This is a genomic window from Crenobacter sp. CS_VA4 (genome assembly GCF_055597485.1).
In genome coordinates, this window is record NZ_JBVMAE010000043.1 from 1 (window position 1) to 20,335 (window position 20,335).

The 20,335-nt window shown below is 60.0% G+C and carries 14 protein-coding genes; 8 read left to right on the forward strand and 6 right to left on the reverse strand.

The window, feature by feature from the left end; genetic code table 11:
• The first annotated feature begins 473 nt into the window (after positions 1 to 473).
• Positions 474 to 716 carry a transposase gene (locus tag ACZ2IA_RS21375; RefSeq protein ID WP_470294626.1) on the forward strand — a complete coding sequence of 81 codons (243 nt, stop codon included), beginning with the start codon at positions 474 to 476 and terminating at the stop codon, positions 714 to 716.
• Positions 717 to 1,165: 449 nt separating this feature from the next.
• Here ACZ2IA_RS21375 and ACZ2IA_RS21380 read toward each other — a convergent pair whose 3' ends face one another.
• Entirely contained in the window at positions 1,166 to 1,795 is a 630-nt protein-coding gene (locus ACZ2IA_RS21380) for a response regulator (protein WP_470294613.1), read from the reverse strand.
• On the reverse strand, positions 1,785 to 3,155 hold the full coding sequence (locus ACZ2IA_RS21385; protein WP_470294614.1) for a cache domain-containing protein: 1,371 nt from the start codon (positions 3,153 to 3,155) through the stop codon (positions 1,785 to 1,787). Before ACZ2IA_RS21385 ends, ACZ2IA_RS21380 begins: the two co-directional genes overlap by 11 nt.
• A gap of 288 nt (positions 3,156 to 3,443) precedes the next feature.
• Between ACZ2IA_RS21385 and ACZ2IA_RS21390 the strand changes: the two genes are divergently transcribed.
• From ACZ2IA_RS21390 to ACZ2IA_RS21400, 3 genes are all read left to right on the forward strand, one after another.
• Positions 3,444 to 5,504 carry a carbon starvation CstA family protein gene (locus tag ACZ2IA_RS21390; protein ID WP_470294615.1) on the forward strand — a complete coding sequence of 687 codons (2,061 nt, stop codon included), beginning with the start codon at positions 3,444 to 3,446 and terminating at the stop codon, positions 5,502 to 5,504.
• An 8-nt stretch (positions 5,505 to 5,512) separates the two neighbouring features.
• Positions 5,513 to 5,716 carry a YbdD/YjiX family protein gene (locus ACZ2IA_RS21395; RefSeq protein WP_470294616.1) on the forward strand — a complete coding sequence of 68 codons (204 nt, stop codon included), beginning with the start codon at positions 5,513 to 5,515 and terminating at the stop codon, positions 5,714 to 5,716.
• A gap of 62 nt (positions 5,717 to 5,778) precedes the next feature.
• Entirely contained in the window at positions 5,779 to 6,780 is a 1,002-nt protein-coding gene (locus ACZ2IA_RS21400) for a CobW family GTP-binding protein (RefSeq protein ID WP_470294617.1), read from the forward strand.
• Between the two features lie 404 nt (positions 6,781 to 7,184).
• Here the strand turns inward: ACZ2IA_RS21400 and cuyB are convergent, their stop codons facing one another.
• Both cuyB and ACZ2IA_RS21410 read right to left on the reverse strand, forming a co-directional pair.
• Positions 7,185 to 8,690, reverse strand: a complete 1,506-nt coding sequence (gene cuyB, locus ACZ2IA_RS21405) for a cysteate racemase (RefSeq protein ID WP_470294618.1) — start codon at positions 8,688 to 8,690, stop codon at positions 7,185 to 7,187.
• 58 nt (positions 8,691 to 8,748) lie between these two features.
• On the reverse strand, positions 8,749 to 10,014 hold the full coding sequence (locus ACZ2IA_RS21410; protein WP_470294619.1) for a dicarboxylate/amino acid:cation symporter: 1,266 nt from the start codon (positions 10,012 to 10,014) through the stop codon (positions 8,749 to 8,751).
• 275 nt (positions 10,015 to 10,289) lie between these two features.
• On the opposite strand from ACZ2IA_RS21410, the gene ACZ2IA_RS21415 reads away from it, so the two are divergent.
• Positions 10,290 to 11,213, forward strand: coding sequence for a LysR substrate-binding domain-containing protein (locus ACZ2IA_RS21415; protein ID WP_470294620.1), 924 nt, complete (start codon positions 10,290 to 10,292; stop codon positions 11,211 to 11,213).
• Between the two features lie 495 nt (positions 11,214 to 11,708).
• Here the strand turns inward: ACZ2IA_RS21415 and ACZ2IA_RS21420 are convergent, their stop codons facing one another.
• The gene (locus tag ACZ2IA_RS21420) at positions 11,709 to 15,185 is read right to left on the reverse strand and encodes an AAA family ATPase (RefSeq protein ID WP_470294621.1); all 3,477 of its coding nucleotides are present in this window, start codon (positions 15,183 to 15,185) and stop codon (positions 11,709 to 11,711) included.
• A 3-nt stretch (positions 15,186 to 15,188) separates the two neighbouring features.
• Positions 15,189 to 16,439 carry a metallophosphoesterase family protein gene (locus tag ACZ2IA_RS21425; RefSeq protein WP_470294622.1) on the reverse strand — a complete coding sequence of 417 codons (1,251 nt, stop codon included), beginning with the start codon at positions 16,437 to 16,439 and terminating at the stop codon, positions 15,189 to 15,191.
• 365 nt (positions 16,440 to 16,804) lie between these two features.
• Here ACZ2IA_RS21425 and ACZ2IA_RS21430 point away from each other — a divergent pair, with 365 nt between their 5' ends.
• From ACZ2IA_RS21430 to aspA, 3 genes are all read left to right on the forward strand, one after another.
• The gene (locus ACZ2IA_RS21430; RefSeq protein WP_470294623.1) at positions 16,805 to 17,167 is read left to right on the forward strand and encodes an amino acid permease; all 363 of its coding nucleotides are present in this window, start codon (positions 16,805 to 16,807) and stop codon (positions 17,165 to 17,167) included.
• 174 nt (positions 17,168 to 17,341) lie between these two features.
• On the forward strand, positions 17,342 to 18,253 hold the full coding sequence (locus ACZ2IA_RS21435; RefSeq protein WP_470294624.1) for a LysR family transcriptional regulator: 912 nt from the start codon (positions 17,342 to 17,344) through the stop codon (positions 18,251 to 18,253).
• A 118-nt stretch (positions 18,254 to 18,371) separates the two neighbouring features.
• Complete coding sequence (gene aspA, locus ACZ2IA_RS21440) at positions 18,372 to 19,778, forward strand: aspartate ammonia-lyase (RefSeq protein ID WP_470294625.1); 1,407 nt, start codon at positions 18,372 to 18,374, stop codon at positions 19,776 to 19,778.
• Positions 19,779 to 20,335 lie beyond the last annotated feature (557 nt).

The following is a 20,335-nucleotide window of genomic DNA, read 5'->3' on the forward strand; positions in this document are numbered from 1 at the left end:
GCGCACGTCAGCACAGAGATGAGCTTGCATGTGCTCGCCTACAACATGAAGCGAGTCATAAAGATCATCGGATTTGCTGGGTTAATGGAGGCAGTAGCGGCCTGAAAGGGTCTTATTGCCCGTCAAAATAGCCTGGTTTGTGCCGCGACCGATATCGGTAACCCAAAAGAGGTTGGCGCAACCATTCTGGCATCAACAATTCACCGTGTTTCCACACAGCCTCGCCGAACAGGAGTCGGTCGTAGTACTCAACCTGCACTTCCGCTTCTGGCCCGATTGCCGCCTGTCAGTCACGTTGAACCAAAACCTAGTTCAAGCATTGTCAGGGGGGCCGGGGCGTGCAAATCGGGTGCAACGCTCCCCCTGGTTACTGCCGGCCCAAATGGGAAAATCTGGCCAGAAGTCACCGTCACCGGTGGCCAGATTCACCGGAATCTGCAGAAAGTGAAGAAACATGGACGGAGTACCGCTGAATCTGGCGAAAGGTCCATCTGGCAATCAATGCCAACACGCGAGATATTCGGGCGGCTGAGACCACTGACCACAGCCAAGGCGATGCCGCACAAGCCGAAGCACTACTGTCGCAGCTGACGCCGGAGGACGCCTTGGCCAGTTTCAGTGACGATGACGCTTATGACACACGTGACGCGTATCGGGTCGTCTCCTCTCGAGGCGAAGCGGTGATTGTGCCACTTCGTCGCAACGACAAGCTTTAGCGGGAAAAGTCGGCCTGGGCGACTGCCCCTAACGATTCGCAGGCCGCAGCTCACCACCTGGGCAGGCGACTCTGGAAGAAGTGGAGTGGTTACCATCGGCGCAGCTTAGTTGAAACGACTATGTATCACTTTAAACGCCTAGGAGACCCGTTGACCGCTCGGCGGCCTGACCATCAGATTACTGAAGTCCATATTCGCTGCGCCATCCTGAATACGTTCCATCGGCAGGGCATACCGGTGACGATTCCTATGGCCTGAAATCCGTCTGGTGCTGGGGAAACTCAGCCCTCAGCAGAGTTATGCAACAACGCCGCGGAAAACTGGTCGAGCAACGCGAACTGAGAAAGCCCCCTCCAAAATACTACATTCCCACAACTCGGCGTGATTAACGAATAGAGGAGACCGGGCGTCATTGCACGGCCCCTTGTTTTTCATCTATCGCGCTAGCTCTATAACCAGCCCTTCTCCATTGCGTACTTTACGAAACCCGCCGCGCCTTCTATATCGAGCTTGCGTCGAATGCTCAGACGATGCGTCTCGGCAGTGCGCACGCTAATATTTAGCGTCTGGGCAATCGCTTTATTGCTCAGCCCCTGAGCTAGCAGCAGCAGGATTTCGTGCTCACGTTCTGTGAGTGGGTCATTGGAACTTAAAGGGGTAATCAGCGCCGGGATGACGGCGGAGCTGTAATAGCTGCCACCTGCCATGGCCGCTTCGATGGCAGCGAGGATTTCGTGCGAAGGCGCGTCCTTGAGCACATAGCCGCGCGCACCAGCGCGGATGGCGCTTGTCACATATTCGGCATTGTCGTACATACTCAGGATGACCACCACCAGGTCAGGGTGGCGCGTGCGCAGTTCGGCGGTGAGCTGAATGCCGTTCATCCCCTTCATGCCGATATCTACCAGCATCAGATCGGGGTGAAGAGTATCGGCGAGTGCGAGCGCTTCTGTGCCACTGCCAGCCTCGCCCACGACTTCAATGTACGGCACGGCTGCTAGACGGGCGCGCAGGCCGTCGCGTACCAGAGGGTGGTCGTCCACCAGCGCTAGATGGATACATGTTCGATCATGCCGCATGATGCGATTCTTCTAAACGAAGAGGCAGGGTGACTTCCACCATAGTGCCGCCTCCGGAGGAGGTGAGAGTAAACGTGCCGCCAAGGTGTTCGACGCGTTCGCGGATATTATGAAGGCCTATCCCCTTACTGGTGGAGCGGCTCACCCCTTCGACGTCAAAACCACAGCCATCGTCGCTAATGACCAGTCGTACTGACTTATCGACGCAAGCCAGCCCCAGAGTTACAAATTCGGCGCCGGCATGACGTTCAATATTGGTAAAGGCTTCCTGCGCGATGCGGAACAGTGCTACCGCCTCTTGATCACGCAACACAATATCGCCAAGTAGATTGTTGACCACTACCTTGGTGCCGGTGTGCTGTTCAAACTCGCTGGCCAGTTGGCCGAGTGCGGCGGATAAGCCCAGCATGTCAAGCGCGGATGGGCGTAAGTCGTGTGATACCCGGCGTACCTCACACAGCGCGTCGCCAAGCCCGGCCAAGCCTTTGCGTAACGCTTCCTGCGTATCGGTGCCGCCGGTTTCGAGTTTGTGCTGCACCAACTCGAACTGGAACTTGGTGGAAACCAAAAGCTGACAAATGCCATCGTGCAGTTCTCGAGAGACACGCGCCCGCTCCTGCTCTTGCGAGTTAACCAAGCGCTGCGCCAACACCTTGAGCTTTGCGTCAGCTACACGATGCTCGCTGACGTTGAGCACTACACCGCCGGCAAACACTAGCAGCACCGCAGCTGCCGCCACCGCGGCGATGCTCCACAGTGTATCGTGAATGTTGGTTGAAGCCCGGCTACGCATCAAGGCGGTCGCCTTTTCGATATCGTCGATGTATACCCCGGTTCCCAGTACCCAGCCCCAGCGTTCGAGCAACACCACGTAGCCGAGCTTTTCACTCATCTGCCCTGAAGACGGCTTCTCCCAGTCGTAGCGCCGGAATCCGCTGCCACTGCGGGCGGCGGCCAGCAGCGAACGGATCACGTGCCGGCCGTGCGGGTCAGTCAGATTCCACAGGTTCTTGCCAACCAGGCCCGGCTTGCGTGGGTGCACCAGATTGTTGCCAGCCAGATCGTAGACGAAGAAATAGCCGTCGTCCCCGTAACTGATCCCGCGCAGGATGGCCTTGGCCTGCTCCTGGGTAGTCGGATCGTTGCGGCCGGAGGAGTACAGCGGACCGATTGCCGTCATGGCCAGCTGGGTGTAATGCTGCAGTTCCGCCTGTTTGGTAGCGAGCATCGCTTCCTCGATCAATCGAGTCTGCTGCTCGGTCAGCCGCTGACTGCGATGCACCAGCAAACCGCCGAGCGCCAGCATAGCCAGCAGCAAAGGCAGGATAGTCAGTAGCACGATTTTGTGTTTTGTTTGCATGAGGGCATGAATAGTAGTGGCGGGGCGCAATCGGCAGCAGTAAAGCGATGCTGACTCGGCATTGTACTGTTGCCGCTGCGCCGCGCCAGGAGCAAAACAGGGCCGGCTTTTCGCCCCCGTTCTACGTAGTACTACGCAGAACGGGGGCAGTAGTAGTGCGAATTTCCCTTTCCAATAACTTGGCCAATAGTAGATCCGGTCCGCAGACCATACCGCACAGACGGTTCCGGATCACATACAAGATGGCATGCCCACACACCATGCCGCCACATTGGAGAGAGAAACATAATGCAACGACTTACCAGCCACCTCGGGTGGTTTCTGGTAGCGGTCGTCGGCGCGTTTGCGCTTGGCACCGTTGCTTTGCACCGTGGAGAGACGATCAACGCACTATGGATCGTTGCTGCCGCAATATCCGTCTACCTGATCGCTTACCGCTACTACAGCCGCTTCATCGCCACCAAGATCATGCAGCTCGACCCGCATCGCCCCACCCCAGCGGTAAGGCTGAATGACGGTCTCGACTATGTGCCGACCAACAAGAGCGTACTGTTCGGTCACCACTTTGCCGCTATCGCCGGCGCCGGCCCGCTGGTCGGCCCGGTGCTGGCTGCCCAGCTAGGCTACCTACCGGGCATGCTGTGGATCCTGGCCGGTGCGGTGTTCGCCGGAGCGGTACAGGACTTCATGGTGCTGTTTATCTCCATGCGCCGTGACGGCCGCTCGCTGGGCGATCTGATAAAGTCCGAGCTCGGCCCCATCCCCGGTGTGATCGCGCTGTTCGGTACCTTTATGATCATGGTGATCATCCTCGCCGTACTGGCGCTGATCGTGGTCAAGGCCTTGGCCGACAGCCCGTGGGGGACTTTCACCGTCGGCGCCACCATCCCTATCGCGCTGTTCATGGGCGTATACACCCGCTACATCCGTCCGGGCCGTATCGGCGAGATCTCGCTGATCGGCTTCGTGCTCTTGATGCTGGCCATCGTCGGCGGCGGTCACGTCGCAGCCGATCCGACACTAGCCGGTCTGTTCACCTTCAGCGGCAAAGAACTGACCTGGATCCTGATCGGCTACGGCGCGATCGCCTCGATCCTTCCGGTGTGGCTGCTCTTGGCCCCGCGCGACTACCTGTCCACCTTCCTGAAGGTCGGCACCATCGCCGGCCTGGCCATCGGCATCATGATCGTGATGCCGGAGCTGAAAATGCCGTCAGTAACGCGCTTCATCGACGGCACCGGTCCAGTGTGGTCGGGCAACGTGTTCCCGTTTCTGTTCATCACCATCGCCTGCGGCGCGGTATCCGGCTTCCACGCGCTGATCTCCTCCGGCACCACGCCGAAGCTGCTGGAAAACGAAAGCCACGCCCCGTTCATTGGTTACGGCGGCATGCTGATGGAATCGTTCGTCGCCATCATGGCGCTGGTGGCTGCCGCCTCCATCGAGCCGGGCATTTACTTCGCCATGAACAGTCCGGCCGCACTGCTCGGACCGACGGCCGAATCAGCGGCGCAAGCAGTGTCGCAGTTCGGCTTCGTGATTACCCCGGAGATGCTGACCCAGACCGCGCAGACTCTGGGCGAGCACACTATCATCTCGCGTGCCGGCGGCGCCCCGACGCTGGCCGTCGGCATGGCCGAGATTCTCTCCAGCGTGTTCGGCGGTGACGGCATGAAGGCGTTCTGGTATCACTTCGCTATCCTGTTCGAGGCGCTGTTCATCCTGACAGCCGTCGACGCCGGCACCCGCGCCGGGCGCTTCATGCTACAGGACCTGCTGGGGGTGTTCGTACCGTCGTTCAAGCAGACCAACTCTCTGCCGGCCAACCTGCTCGCCACCGGTCTGTGCGTGGCCGCCTGGGGTTACTTCCTCTACCAGGGCGTGGTCGACCCGCTTGGCGGCATCAACACCCTCTGGCCGTTGTTCGGCATCTCCAACCAGATGCTGGCCGCCGTGGCACTGGTCCTGGCCACCGTGGTGCTGTTCAAGCTCAAGCGCGAGCGTTACGCCTGGGTCACCATCGTGCCGACGGTATGGTTGTTGATCTGCACCCTGTACGCCGGTTGGCTGAAGATTTTTGCTGAGAACCCCAAAGTGGGCTTCCTCGCGCACGCCGCCAAATACCAAGCCGCGCTGGATAGCGGCAAGGTGTTGGCTCCGGCCAAGAGCCTGGCGCAAATGCATCAGGTTATCTTCAACGACCGCCTGGACGCCGGCTTGGCTGGGTTGTTCATCCTGGTGGTGGTGAGCGTGCTGGTATTTGGCGCGCAGGCTTGCTGGCAAGCTTGGCGCAGCGCACACCCCACTGCCAAGGAAACGCCGGCAATGCCCCAAGGCAGCCGCGCTTAAGGATTGGGATGTTCGATCAGCTTAGCAAACTAGGTAAGTATCTCGGCCAGGCCGCCAATTTAATGGTAGGCCTGCCCGATTACGACACCTATGTGGAGCACATGCGCGACACTCATCCGGATCAAAAGCCGATGACGTATGAGGAATTTTTCCGCGAGCGTCAGGATGCCCGGTACGGCGGAGGGGACGGCAAGGTAGGCCGTTGCTGCTGATGCAACCCCATACCTCACGCCGGGCGGATAACGCCCGGCGTGTTGTTTAAGAGAGAAACGTAATGTCCCAGTCTACCGCTACGCCAACCCCGGTTACCTTGCTGACCGGCTTTCTCGGCGCGGGCAAAACCACCTTGCTCAACCACCTGTTGGCTACCGCCGGCGAACGCATCGTCGTCATCGAAAACGAATTCGGGCCGGTCAGTATCGACAGTGACCTACTGATCCAGGAAACCGCCGAACTTGTGGAAATGACCAACGGTTGCCTGTGTTGCACCATTCGCGGCGATCTGGCGCGTCATTTGCGCGCGCTGCATGAGCGCCGGGCGGTTGGTGAGCTGGCGTTTGAACGTTTGGTGATTGAAACCACGGGGCTAGCCGACCCGACGCCGATTGTGCAGACCTTTTTCGGCGACCCAAAGCTTGCCGAAGTCTATATCTTGGATGCGGTGATTACCGTGGTGGATGCCGTGCACGGTGCCAAGCAACTGAATGAGCAGCCGGTGTCGGCAAAACAGGTGGGATTTGCCGACCGCTTGCTGATTTCCAAGGCCGATCTGGCCGAACCTGAGGCTTTGGCCGCTTTGTCGGAGCGTTTGGCGGACATCAACAGCGAAGCAGCGCAACATCCGCTGCGTAACGGCGTGATCGACAGCAAGCTGCTGTTCGGTGTGCGTGGTTTTCATCTGGACGAAGATATTCTGCGACGCGGCAAGAATGGTTTGAGCTTCCGGCCCGCAGGGGGTCGCTCCTTCGGCGACGAAATCGCCGCCATGCATCTGCATCACAACGGCGCCCTGGATTTGGGCCGCATCAGCGATTTCATGCGGCAGTTGGTGGAGCGCCACGGCGATGAGCTGCTGCGCTACAAAGGCGTGCTGGCGATTAAGGAGGAAGGGCGCCGTTTAGTTTTCCAAGGCGTGCATCGCATCAGTGGCTTTGACTACGGGCGCGAGTGGAAGCATGGCGAAGTTCCAGTGTCGAACATCGTGTTGATTGGTCGTAACTTGCCGCAGGAGGACATTCGGGCGAGCTTCGCGGCTTGTGTTAATTGGCAAGACTGAATTTATGACAAATACCCCAGCCACCGAAGATATTCGCTGCTCTTACATAAAAATCGGTTTGCTAATGCACCCGCATCCGAAATGACAGCTCTCCCCACGTAGCCCCCTAAGGAAGCATGATGATCGATCCCATTCTCCAACTCGACGGCCTTCAGCTCCCCACCAGGTTGCCCCTCCTCGCCTTGGGTAGCCAATCAATTTAAAAGCCGATGATGCTTCCACTCTTCATCGGTCACCTCGAACCTCCTCGCCTTGGGTAGCCAATCAATTTAAAAGCCCCTGGTATGCCTTGAGCGACCAATTCGGAATGAATCCGCCGGTGACGATAGATGCCGCTCACCTCGGCAAACACGTCAAGAGAAACATTGGCCCGGTCGCGTTACTGTGCACCGGCTTAGGGTCAATCATCGGGTCAGGCTGGTTGTTCGGTGCCTGGCACGCATCCAAGATTGCAGGTCCAGCCGCCATTCTCGCCTGGGTGAGTGCGTCAACTCGACACAGCGCCTAGCCAGAATCTCGGTCGGGTCAATGAGTGCGACCGTATGGCCGCCTAATTCGAAGTGTTCACACTGCGGCAGCAAAATAGGCAACTCGGTGCAGCCGAGAATCAAAACTTCAGCACCCGAGTCGGCCAAGTGCGCCGCGGCGGCCAGCAAGTCTTCCTTGCAGCGGCCTTCGGTATGTCCAGCCTTGACCCCTTCCTTGCCGTAGATGGCTTCCATGACCTTGTTCTGATGAGTCGGGTCGGGCACGATCAGCGTCAGGCCGGCCGTTTCAGCGATGTCGTGATAAACGCGGCTTTGCACCGTGCCGGATGTCGCCAGTAGCCCAACTGGTTTGGCTGTGCCATAGCGCTTGAGGATGTAGCCTACAGTCTCCTCTAGCATGTGGACGATAGGCACGTTCAAGTATGGCTGGATGCTCGGCACAAAGGCATGAGCGGTGTTGCATGGAATGGCTATGGCATGAGCGCCCTCCTCTTCCAAGCGCTTGCAGGTAGCCAGCAGCGCCACGGTTGGGTCGGCTTCTCGATGTAACAGGTTGGCCGTTCTATCTGGAATCTGTGGATTCTGTTCCACCACCATTTTGATGTGGTCCTGATCGCGACGGGCCGGCGTGTTACGGATGACCTTCTCCATGAAGTCGACCGTAGCCGCCGGCCCAACACCGCCGACGATACCCAGCTTGAACGGTGTGAATGCCGGCCTCTCTTGATGGAACAGCGCATAATCGGCATAGATTTCGTTGATATCGGGCAGGCGGATGCCAAACCGCTGCAGACCAACCGTCACCATGGACAACTCGGTAAAACCCGGCAGCAGTAGGTCGGCCTGGTGTTCCAACAGCTGTACGCAGGCTCGGCCCACCTGCTCGGTCACCTCCCCCTCAGTGCAGCCGGCCTGTAAACCGCGCGGGCCGTACACGGCTTCCATTAGCCCTGCCTGCTCACGTTCGGCCGGGTAAACCAGTTGATAGTGCTCGCCAAAATAGCGTTCAAACAAACCGGCATGGCGTACGTAGTCTGATGTCAGCACGCCGAGCCGACTGCCAGGGGCTAGCTGCCTCGCCACATAGTGGTAGAGCGCATCCAGCATATCCAGCACAGCCACCTCGAGCTCCATCTGAATCTCATCGCGAAACACATGGCTGGCGAAGCAAGGTAGCAAAATGGCATCCACGCCGTGCTTAGTTAGGGTTCGGCCGGTCTCAAACACATACAGCTTACGTGCGGTGACGTTGCTGTCTTGCGTCAGCGGAATACCGGCGCCGCGGAATGGGTGATGTTCGAGCAGCACATGCAGCTCTACTGCTGAGTTATCTGAGGCCTGAGCTTTCAGCAGTTTGCCAAAAAGGTCGGCCCCCGCCAGCGCACCGAGTCCGCCGATGATGCCGAAGGTTCTTTTGTTCATGATCGTGACGAGTAAGGGGGAGCAGCGGCCGCTGAGAGCGGCCGTGCCAAGTTGCAGGTCAGATGTTGTTGTCGGCTGGCTGCGGTACGCCTTGTGGCTCGCGCTCGCCTTCCAATTTGGCTACCACCGCAGTGGCCAGGCTGTTGCCAAGCACATTAGTGGCAGTGCGGCCCATGTCGAATATTTGGTCGATGCCCATGATCAGCAGCAGACCCGCTTCGGGGAGGTGGAACATTGGCAGCGTTGCGGCCACTACCACCAGCGAGGCTCTTGCGACGCCGGCCATGCCCTTGCTGGTCACCATCAGCACCAAAAGCAGCATCAGCTGTTGGGAGAAGCTCAAGTTGATGTTGTAAGCCTGAGCGATGAAGAGCACGGCAAATGCCTGGTACATCATCGAGCCGTCGAGGTTGAACGAGTAGCCGAGCGGCAGGACGAAGCCGGAAATTCGCTTGGAGACACCAAAGCGCTCGAGCGCCTCAATGGTCTTGGGATAGGCCGATTCGCTGCTTGCCGTGGAGAAGGCCAACAGGGCCGGCTCACGGATCAGCCGACACAGTGACAGCACCGGCTTGCCAAGAAACAAGTAGCCCACCGCCAACATCAGGATCCATAACAGCGCCAGCCCCAGGTAGAACTCGCCGATCAGCTTGCCGTAGTTCACCAGCACGCCCAGTCCTTGCTCTGTGATAGCAGAGGCCATTGCAGCGAACACACCGATCGGTGCGAAGCGCATCACGTAGTCGGTGATGCGGAACATGATGCGGGCCAACTCCTCGAGGCAGGCGTCCAGCGCCGAATGACCTTGCCCCTTCACGAAGGATAGCGCGGCACCGAAGAACAGCGAGAACACAAGAATCTGCAGAATCTCGTTGTTGGCCAACGCCTCGGCAAAGCTCTTCGGGAAGACGTGGGTAATGAAGCCTTTCAGGCTGAAGTCACCGGCTTTCAGACCGGTGCTCGCTGCCACGTCCGGCAGCGCTAAGTTCATATGTAGGCCCGGCTGGAACAGGTTAACCAGCGCCATGCCGATAAACAGGGACACGGTGGCGGCACAGATGAACCACAGCATGGCTTTCAGGCCGATACGGCCCACAGCTTGGCCATCGCTCATGCTGGCGATGCCGGAAACCAGCGTAGCGAATACCAGCGGCGCGATGATCATCTTGATCAGACGCAGAAAGATATCCGTTACCAAGCTGAAATAACCGGCGATCTCCTTGGCCGACTGCGCATCATGTGCGTAGCTGTTACAGAGGTAGCCAACCACGACGCCAAGCAGCATCGCCAGACCAATTTGGCGGGTCAGTTTTTGCGTATTCATGGCTTTAATTTCCCCGAGAAGTCTGTGCTAGTCAGGGCGAAGGGCGTGGAGCAGGTTCTGGTAAGCAGAGTAGTTGTTGGAATGATCATTGCAGCTCTCCTTTGTTGACGCGAAGTGCCAGGGGGCACGTTGAAATTCTAGGGTCGCGTCCACACGGTCCTGATGCGGAGGGGTCATGCCGCTATGCGGATTTGGAATAGCTTTTTTTGCGAGCCAGGCCGATGATTTTGTGGAGGGGCGCAGGTAGGGAGGCGCGACTCATCGAGAGGAAGCGCATGTATATCAGATGGATCGATGACCTGTTGGCCTTGGCCGATACCAAAAGTTTTTCCCGTGCGGCAGAGCTTCGCCATATCACGCAATCGGCGCTGTCGCGCCGCATCCGCTCGCTGGAAGAATGGGTGGGGGCTGACCTGGTGCATCGCGGGACCTACCCGCTTGAGCTGACGCCAGCCGGGAAGCTGTTCTGCGAACAAGGGCGAGAGGCCCTGCGACTATTGCTGGAGGCTCGTGCCAACATCCGCCAAGAAACGCGGATGCCGGGCAGAGCCATCCAGGTGCGTGCCGGCCATACACTGTCGATGACATTCCTGCCCAAGTGGATGAAGCAGTTTCAGCTACGCCATGGGCACTTCAATGCGCGTGTGGTAGCCGAGAACGTGCTGGATGCGGTTACCGCGCTGTCCGAAGGCAGCTGCGACCTGATGTTCTGCTATCACCATCCGTATGCGCCTATCTTGCTCGACTCAGACAAGTTCGACTATCAGGTGCTGGGCCACGAGGCCTTTATTCCAGTGACCGCTGTGGGAGCGTCCGGCAAACCGGCATTCCGGCTGCCCGGCAGCAAGAACATTCCGATCCCGTACTTGGCCTATACCTCCACCACCTTTCTTGGTCGTGTAGTCGATGTAATCCTTAAGCAGGCTCCGACTGAGCTGTTCCTCGAGCGTTGCTATGAGGCGGACATGGCGATGCTGTTGATGAACATGGCCAAGGAGGGCTATGGGGTAGCTTGGCTGCCGGAAAGTGCGGTGGCCGAAGCGCTGCAGCAAGGTAGCCTGGTGCGTGCCGGCGGAGAAGAATGGAGCACTCAACTGGAAATCCGTTCGTATCGCGCCATCCACAATACAAACACGACCTTGCAGGGGTTGTGGCAATCGCTGGGAAAGGAAAGCGCGGCTAAGCCTGGGCCGGGTTGACCGAGCACAACGGCATTGAATCGTCTCTAGCAAACTAGATACATCGATGGCTGCTTTGGGATGTGGAAGCGCTGTCATTCGTTGTTGTGGGGGCGAATGATTGCCAAGGCTGACACACCACCGACTCATAGCATGATTGGCTGCTGCTCGGCGATTCTGTTGAAAAACTCGGTCCACTGATGCAGAACGCCACAAACCATGTAAAACCTGGGCAAATTTGCCTGCTAAATGAGCAAAACCGTATCGATTTGCTGAAATTTTGCACAGAAATGGGTCGTGTTAAGCCTGATGCAGGGGCATGAATTAGTTTTTCAACAGAATCCGGCCAAAGCAGCCCGTCATGTTCTCGGAGCCATTTCGCTTTGGGGCTGTCCGCTGTGCGCACTGAATCAACAGAGGTTTTCGACCCAATGCAGAAGTCGGACCTATGTGATCACTCCGCAAACAGACATTCATTGAGCCACAGGGACACTTGGCCTAATGCGGAATATCGTCTCAGGCTACCTCAGCCTCTCTCCGCAGTTCCACAACGTTCACGGCGTTGCCGAACACCTCCAGCACTAGAGGCAGAAGATGTTCGTGGTGCGTGAGAAACATTACCTGTGTGCGGCTTGACAACTCGCGCAGCGCCTCCAAGCCAGCTTTGGCACGTCCGTCATCGAAGTTCACGAACAGATCGTCAGCGATGAATGGCAGAGCCTTCGCATGCTGAAGGTGTAGTTCGAGCGCCGCGATGCGCAGCGCCAGGAACAACTGGTCGCGCGTCCCTTCGCTCAAACCTGACACTTCAACCAGCTTGCCGTTCTTCCGCTTGGCGAAGAGGGCGGGTGGGTTCACCTCGTGGTCGACGACGAGCTTGGTGAATTGTCCAAGGGTTAGCTGGGAGAACACCTCGCCGGCGCGCTGGAGCATCGGTCCTTGCTTCTGGTCGCGGTACCGGTCGATGGCCCACTTCAGGAGCCTACTGGCCGTCGCCATTTCGAGGTACTGCTCAGCGGCATCCCCCATTGAGGCCAGCGCTTCTTGTCGCTTTGCTTCCGCAGTGGCAGCGTTCGCATGTCCGTTGATAGCAGAGAACGTCTGCTGCGCGGTAACTTGCCGCTGAATGAGAGCATTCAACCGCTCGCTCACCGTGACCAGGTCGCGTTTCGCTTGGTCGAGGAGGCCAATGACTGCAACTGGGTCTTGCTCCGCCACCTCCGCTTCAATGGCTTCACGTGTCAGACCGTCGCCCTCCCGTAAGAGAGTGCTTCTAGCTTTATCGATGGCATCCTGCAATCCACGGCGCTTGTCCGACCGCTCAGCGAGCGGTAGCGCCTCCTCACTGGTCTCGACGCCGGCCAGTTTCAGCAGGGGCAGGATACGCGCTTCTGCGTTTGCAACATCGAGCTCAGCGTCTTCCTCCCTTACCTTGGCTTCCCGCAGCGCCTCGTCAACGAGCCTGGCCGCCTGAGCAGCACTATTCGCTACGCGCAGGCGCACCATAAGGCGCCGAGCCACCTCTGGCCAATCGCCAAGTTTCAGGAGCTCCTCGTCTAGCAGACCGGAAATGCGGCGTGCCTCGGCCCCCAAGGCATCCAAGTCGGCTTGCATGCTCCTGATGCGGGTACGGCGGATTTCTTCAGCGGCGGCCAATTTCTCCGCGACGGTGTTGGCCAGCTCCACCGCACCCTCTGCCTGGGCCAGTGTTGTTGAAGCGCCGCTTAGCTTGGCGGCCTGCAAGGCCTGCTGCCATTGCCTCCCCCACGCTTGGTACGCGCCGGTAGCGCTCACGGCTTTGGCTTTTAACGTCTTGAGCGTCCGGTCGGTTTGGGCTGCCTGCTGCTCAAGACCTTCCTTCTGGGTGTGCGTCGAATCAGCCATCTGCACGTAGGCGGATGCAGTGGACGTGAGAGATGCCATGTCCGTCTCGTCGAAAACGACGACTGAAGCGGCCTTAAGTGCTCCGACCAGTGCCGCTGCAGCCTGTCGGTATGCCACTTCTTCTGCCTCAAGGTCTCGCCTGCGCTGGCGCAAGGTAGCCTCAGCAGCGAACACAGCGTCTCGTTTGGAGAGCCATTCAGGCATGTCATCCAGCGCGATGCCTTGCAGTCCAACGGCCGCCGTGAGCTCATTCCATTCCACCTGAAACTGCAAAAGCTCCACCTCTCGCTCTTTGATAGCCTCTTGCTTATGAGAAACTTCCGCGCGGGCAAGTTCGGCTTGCTGGCGAATGCTCTGCAACGTAGCTGCCTCCGTGGCAGTACAGAGTTGCGAGTCGACAAGCTCATCGGCTAGGCGAATAGCGGCATCAACCGCCGGGGCGCCCGCTTCAATGGTGACGGCTGCAGACTTGATGTCGCTCCAAGCTCTGTCCCGTCCCGAGCGCGCATCTCGCACTTCGGCTGGCGTCACCACTTTGTGGCCTTCGGTGAAATGCTTCTCTTCGAGTCGCAACCGTTCCGCTGAGGCCTCCGTCTCCTCGAGCTTGTCGCGCGCATTCTCGACGGCGGCTTTGCGCTCCTGCTCTTGGCGCTGGAGGACTGATATACGACCTATGGACGGTAGGTCCATGACCCGCAGCGTTTCCAATGAGATCTTCCAACGCCCGAGCGCTACGTGCTCGTTGTCGAGCTGGCGTTCGGCTTCCTCGACGTTATTCTTGAGAGTCAGCTGCTTTGAGGGGCTGTTCTTGAGCGTCTGGGCATCCGAAAGAGCCTGTCTCAGCTCCTCAGAAACCTCCGATGCCGTGAGCCCGCCGAGCTGCTCGCGCAGCGTCTGGAGGTCGCGCTCCTTCTCTTCCGCAGCTTCCTGTGCGCCGACCATGGCCTGGAGCAGTGCACCATGCTCGCGAAGGAGGTTGGTCACAGTCTTCAGCATCAAAGCATTTGGGAGGCTGCCGCGCAGTGCCTCCTCGTCTGTTGGCCACCCAAGCTGGGAAGCCGCCGCAAACGCCTCGTCGAGCAAGCGCTCGACCTCGGCATGTTGCAACGGCAAGTCGCGCGGATGGTTGACGCAGGCGCCTCGGCTCTCATCAAGCGCCTCGATGTCCTTCGACAAGGCAAGCACCTCGTCGTCGGTTGTGACCCCATCTCGCTCGCGCTGACGCGCATCGAGGTCCTTGCGTCGTTCCTCGAGCACCCTGTTCGCGCTTGCAAGGCCAGCCTGTCCTGCGGTCAGGTCAGCGTACGCGGTGGGCGGCAGATCAATGACGTCTCCAAGCTCAACGAGTTCGGCCTCCTTGGCCGCCAGCTCTCTGAGGTAGGGGGCCAGTCGGCGAACTCGTTCAAGCTTCGAGCGCAGCGTTTCGAGACGCAGGCGCTCCTCCTCAGCCTCCGCAATCTCTTCGTTGACCTCCTCAAGGGCCTCCTTTGCTTCAGACCAAACCTTGGTTCGGACGTGAGCCGCCTTGAACTCTGCACCGGCCTCGTTGAAGCGAGCCTCAGCTTGGGCGTACTCGCTGCTACTTCCGCGCTTGGCCCAAAGCTCACCAGCGCGAGCCTCCAATGCCTCCCGGACGGGGCCCAAACTCCCAATGCCAGCTGCAGACTGGAACAGCACGCGTCCAAGGTCTTTCGAGGCATCGAGGATGCTTCGTCCTCCTTCGACCAACCGCTCATGGTTAAGGCCGAACATCTGCTCGAAGAACTCTTTCGTGGCTCCTCCAAGATGCGGAGCCAGGTACTCATCGGGCAGCTTCTCGTCGGTCGGGGTTCGGAGCTGCGCCCGGCCACGTGCGCGATGAAAGACCGTCTCTTCAGCTTCACCCTCCAAGACACCGCCCAAGCGCAACTCACTTAACTCATGCAGAAACGCAAGCGGGGTCCGTGTAGGCATACCAAAGAGCAACTCCAGTACAGCGTTTCGAACCGTTGACTTGCCCGCCTCGTTGGGTCCGACCATGACATGGAAATCGTGCGTTGCCTTGGGGAAGGTAAGGGACTCACCATCAAACTTACCGTACCTGATAAGGGCGAGTTGCCTAATGCGCATGGCTTACTCTCCTTCTGCCAGACGCGCCAGCAGCGCGGGAGAAACGTGCTTTACGAGATCGGACAGCTTCCCTGATCTGGCAAGCGTCAGCAGCGGGATGTCTTCTTTGACTCCGGAGGAGACTTTGCCAAAGAACGGCTGCAGGTCACTGCTCAGCAGGGCGAGGAACTCTGGGTCGCTGGCCGCCTCGTTGAGGATTTCTTGTAGGTCGGCGATGGCATCCATCCTCGCACTGTAGTAGCTCAACTCGGAAGTGGGTGTCGTCGCCACCTTTACCTTCTCAAGCCACAGCTTTTCGTTGCCGATGACGGCAATCTGGCTTAGCACCTCCGCACGTAATTCCTTGGCTTTGCCGAACAGCAGCCCGTGGGTGGGACTTCGGCCACTCAGGGTGACGCGCACGGCCCGAGGCACGTGGCCGTCTGTGGAAAGCAGCTCCTCCAAGGTCACCCCGACCTTGCGGGCAACGTCTCCCATCGAGGTACAGTCAGCCACGTCCACATGTAAAGCCTCCCACCGCAGGACATCCAGAAAGAGTCGATCTACCGTCGTGTGGCCGTTCTCGACCGTGACCAGCACAGCGCCGCGGCGTCCAGTCTCGCGGATGTGCCGCCCTTGGAGATTTCCGGGGAACACGATTGAGGACTGTTCCGACCATTGTTGGAACTCGTGAACGTGCCCGAGGGCCCAGTAGTTGTAACCCTTGGCATGGAGCTCGGCGCGAGAACAGGGCGCGTAGTTGGGGTGAGCGCTATAGCCCTCCAATGCGGTGTGGAGTACGCCGATGTTGTAGTAGCCGGCCACCGGGTCTAGGTAGCCCAACGCCAGGTTATCGACGACGACCTTGTCTTTGAAGCTCTGGCCATGCAGGGCGACCTTGAGGTCGTCCAGCTTGTGCACCTCCGGTCTCTTCGCACTGAACGGGATGACGTTGTCGGGAAGGGTGAGCTTCTTCGTCATCTCGCTCTCGGCATCGTGGTTGCCGTAGAGGAGGAACACACGAATGCCGGCCTTGCGAAGACGGCCCATCTGCTGGCTGAAGAAGATGCCGGTGTTGTGGTCCTTCCAATCCCCGTCGTAGAGGTCGCCAGCGATGATGAGGAACGCCACCTCTTCTTCGATGGCACGGTCGACGAGCTGGCTGAGCGCCTCTCGTGAGGCGTTGCGCAGCTGGCCAGCCGGTGCGTCAGGGTAAGCACTCAGCCCGTGCAATGGGCTATCAAGATGAATGTCAGCGGCATGAATGAACTTCATGCTTTCTCCCCGGACTCGTTGTCATTCCCCGTCAGTTGAAGACTGCCTTCATCTTGCGAACTGAACTCAGTTTGAACCCAGTGTATTCAGTCGGCGACGTCCATATACATGCTTGGGTAGGCTTTCTGAAGCAGTGGCCTAAGCAACAAAAATTCACTTTTGAAATGAGAACCTTGCCCACGGAGCCTGACCTAAAGCTGCATAGGCCCACTCATAGCGAGAGTAGATCTTCTCCAATGATTACGCAAAGTGCATGTCAAATTGTTTCGGAATGCCAACACGAGCGGCGGCTAAGGCCGAGGAACGGTCACTTGGGCTGTGTCAGTCCCGAGGCCTTTGAACGGGCCTCGGTGTGAGGCAGGGATTTGTCTACTGACTCCGGGGCAGTCCGCAAGGCCACCTGGCTAATCGGCATCATCATCGCGCTGATCGCCGGCTTCATTCCGCTGAACACCCTGGCCGAACTGACCAATATCGGCACGCTGGCGGCGTTCTCGCTGATCGCGGCCGGGGTGATCGTACTGCGCCGCAAGGAGCCGCATCTGCCGCGCAAGTTCCACTGCCCTGGGGTGCCGTACATTCCGGCGCTGGCCATCGTGTTCTGCGTGTTCCTGATGACCCAGCTCGCCGCGCTGACCTGGCTATGCTTCGTGATCTGGCTGGCGCTCGGCCTCTTGGTGTACTTCGGCTACTCGCGCCGCCGCTCCTTGCTGCACGTGCCGAACTGAGTCCGTTCGGCCAACCTGGCGGGGGCTTGCCCCCCAAGGTTGGCCTAATCCGGCCAGCCCCCTTCCGACGCCGCCCGCGCGGCGCCGTCGCTCCCTCCCCGCTTGCCGCCACCGGCCCGATCCGCGCTAAGCTCTGCCTTTCTGGAAACGGCAAGCACTCCGAGCGAGATCACCATGGAAACACGTTGGCTGGAAGACTTTCTGGTCCTGGCGGACACCGGCAGCTTCACCCGCTCGGCACAGGCGCGGCACCTGACCCAACCCGCCTTCTCGCGGCGGATCCGCGCGCTGGAGAACTGGGTCGGCACCGAGCTGATCGATCGCACCAGCTACCCGACCACACTGACCGCTGCCGGCGAGGTGTTCCGCGAGCAGGCGGTCAGCATGCTCGACCAGATCCAGGCCACCCGCGCGCTGCTGCAGGGCATGAAGCCACTGCCGGAGGAGACGCTGGAGTTCGCCGTGCCGCACACGCTGTCGTTCTCGTTTTTCCCCAAGTGGTTGACTCAGGTGGAACAGCACTTCGGCCAACTGGCCTGCCGCCTGCAGGCGAGCAACGTCCATGATGCGCTGCTGGCGCTGGTCGAGGGTGGCACCGACCTGTTGCTGTGCTACCACCACCCGAAGAAGCCGGTCGAACTCGAGGAAAGCCGCTACCTCGGCCTGCGCATCGGGATGGAGCGGCTGCGCCCCTACGCGCGTTGCGACCGGCAGCGCGTCCCGTTCTTCAGTCTGCCCGGCACTCCGGAGCAGCCGGTGCCCTTCCTCGGCTACGCGGCCAACGCCTATTTCCGCCTGATGACCGAACTGATCCTCGACAACGCCCCCGCCCCCTGCCACCTGAACCTGCGCTACGAGACCGACATGGCCGAGGGGCTGAAGAACATGGTGCTGGAGGGGCACGGCGTGGCGTTCCTGCCGCAGAGCGCCGTCACCCGCGAAGTGCGCTACGGCCAGCTCGCGCCGGCCGCCGACGCCGGCTGGGAGGTCGAGATGGAGATCCGCCTGTACCGCCACCGCAAGCCCGGCCGCCCGGCGGTCGAGGCGTTCTGGGCCTTCCTGCAACAGCGCTACGCACCGATCTGAGCCGGCGCGGGTTATGCAAAAAAAGCATGACCCCATCGGCATTTGGAATTGGCCAGCGCCCACCTGCCACGCCTAGAGTGCGTTCCCATCAGTCCCCACCCTGAAAGGCGAACCCTCTATGAACACCCGCATCGAACACGACCTGCTGGGCGACCGCGACATCCCTGCCGAGGCCTACTGGGGCGTGCACACGCTGCGCGCCGTCGAGAACTTCCCGATCACCGGCCAGACCATCGCCGGCTACCCTGGGCTGATCAATGCGCTGGCCGCGATCAAGCAGGCCGCCGGGCTCGCCAACAACGAGCTGGGACTGCTCGACGACCGCCGCACCCAGGCCATCGTGGCGGCCTGTGAGGAGATTCGCGCCGGCCGGCTGCACGACCAGTTCGTCGTCGACGTGATCCAGGGCGGCGCCGGGACCTCGACCAATATGAACGCCAACGAGGTGATCGCCAACCGCGCGCTGGAGCTGCTCGGCCACGGCAAGGGTGAGTACCAGCACCTGCACCCGAACGAGCATGTCAACCTGGGCCAGTCCACCAACGACGTGTACCCGACCGCGCTGCGCGTGGCGACCTGGAACGGTGTGCAGCAGTTGGCAGCGCAGATGGTGTCCCTGCGCGGCGCCTTCGCCGACAAGGCTGACGAGTTCAAGGACATCCTGAAGATGGGCCGCACCCAGCTGCAGGACGCGGTGCCGATGACGCTCGGCCAGGAGTTCATGACCTACGCGGTGATGCTCGGCGAGGACGAGCTGCGCCTCGGCGAGGCCGGTCAGCTGATGCTGGAGATCAACCTCGGCGCCACCGCGATCGGCACCGGCATCAACGCCCACCCGGACTATGCGGCCAAGGTATGCCAGCACCTGTCGGCGATCACCGGCCTGCCTCTAGTGACCGCGCCGAACCTGATCGAGGCCACCCAGGACTGCGGCGCCTTCGTGCAGCTGTCCGGCGTGCTCAAGCGCGTCGCGGTCAAGCTGTCCAAGAGCTGCAACGACCTGCGCCTCCTGTCCAGCGGCCCGCGCGCCGGCTTCGGCGAGATCAACCTGCCGGCCCGCCAGGCCGGCTCGTCGATCATGCCGGGCAAGGTGAACCCGGTGATCCCGGAAGTGGTGACCCAGGTCGCCTACGAGGTGATCGGCAACGACATGACCGTGACGATGGCGGCCGAGGCCGGCCAGCTGCAGCTCAACGCCTTCGAGCCGGTGATCGCCTACAGCCTGTTCCGCAGCATCAACCACCTGGCGAACGCCTGCCACACGCTGACCGAGCACTGCGTGAAAGGCATTACCGCCAACCGCGAGCACCTGCGCAAGTCGGTGGAAAACTCGATCGGCCTCGTCACCGCGCTCAACCCGTTCATCGGCTATGCCGCCGCCACCGAGGTGGCCGCCGAAGCCCACGCCACCGGCGGCAGCGTGTTCGACATCGTCCTGTCCCGCGGACTGATGAGCCGCGACCAGCTCAACGCCGTGCTGAACCCGGAGTCGCTGACTCGACCCCGGATGGTCCAGCTGCAATAACCGAACTGGTCCCTCGGCGCATTTCACTGCCCCCGCCCCACCATAGGGAGGGGGTTTTTGCTTCTACCGGCTCTGCTGCGCAAATCGCTCGAAGGTCGACCGGTACATCTCTTCAGGTAAGCCCACAGCATGACCGGCCCCGCTTCCGTCAAGTCGCAAGCTGGACGGCCCACCGCGTCCGGGACAGTCCAATTTGGGCAGGTGGCCATCTTATGCTTCCACCTGGCGGCCAACTTATGCTTCCTGAGCGTGACAGCCCCCGAAAAGGCATGATGCCTTAAGCTCAACCAAGCCGTTCATTGAATCGCCTTGGGCTTTCAGACACCCACAAGCCCTAGCTCCCAAAATGCGAGCACACTTCGCCCTTGGACGATCGGTTCAAAAGCTATGGGAGCACTTAGCTCCAGCAGCGGCTTCTCGGCCTTTGCCGACGTTCAAATGCCAAGCCGTTTAGGTCTGCAATGCCTTTGATACCAGTCGTTTGATACCAGTCGTTCAGGGTCGGGCCGCGCTGAACGGCAGCTTCTCGATTTGGCGAACGCAAACATCGTTCCGCA

Excerpts from the sequence above, each read along its gene's own strand:
- ACZ2IA_RS21380 (WP_470294613.1), bottom strand. The coding sequence starts at position 1,795 with ATGCGGCATGATCGAACATGTATCCATCTAGCGCTGGTGGACGACCAC.
- ACZ2IA_RS21385 (WP_470294614.1), bottom strand. The coding sequence starts at position 3,155 with ATGCAAACAAAACACAAAATCGTGCTACTGACTATCCTGCCTTTGCTG.
- ACZ2IA_RS21390 (WP_470294615.1), top strand. The coding sequence starts at position 3,444 with ATGCAACGACTTACCAGCCACCTCGGGTGGTTTCTGGTAGCGGTCGTC.
- ACZ2IA_RS21395 (WP_470294616.1), top strand. The coding sequence starts at position 5,513 with ATGTTCGATCAGCTTAGCAAACTAGGTAAGTATCTCGGCCAGGCCGCC.
- ACZ2IA_RS21400 (WP_470294617.1), top strand. The coding sequence starts at position 5,779 with ATGTCCCAGTCTACCGCTACGCCAACCCCGGTTACCTTGCTGACCGGC.
- cuyB (WP_470294618.1), bottom strand. The coding sequence starts at position 8,690 with ATGAACAAAAGAACCTTCGGCATCATCGGCGGACTCGGTGCGCTGGCG.
- ACZ2IA_RS21410 (WP_470294619.1), bottom strand. The coding sequence starts at position 10,014 with ATGAATACGCAAAAACTGACCCGCCAAATTGGTCTGGCGATGCTGCTT.
- ACZ2IA_RS21415 (WP_470294620.1), top strand. The coding sequence starts at position 10,290 with ATGTATATCAGATGGATCGATGACCTGTTGGCCTTGGCCGATACCAAA.
- ACZ2IA_RS21420 (WP_470294621.1), bottom strand. The coding sequence starts at position 15,185 with ATGCGCATTAGGCAACTCGCCCTTATCAGGTACGGTAAGTTTGATGGT.
- ACZ2IA_RS21425 (WP_470294622.1), bottom strand. The coding sequence starts at position 16,439 with ATGAAGTTCATTCATGCCGCTGACATTCATCTTGATAGCCCATTGCAC.
- ACZ2IA_RS21435 (WP_470294624.1), top strand. The coding sequence starts at position 17,342 with ATGGAAACACGTTGGCTGGAAGACTTTCTGGTCCTGGCGGACACCGGC.
- aspA (WP_470294625.1), top strand. The coding sequence starts at position 18,372 with ATGAACACCCGCATCGAACACGACCTGCTGGGCGACCGCGACATCCCT.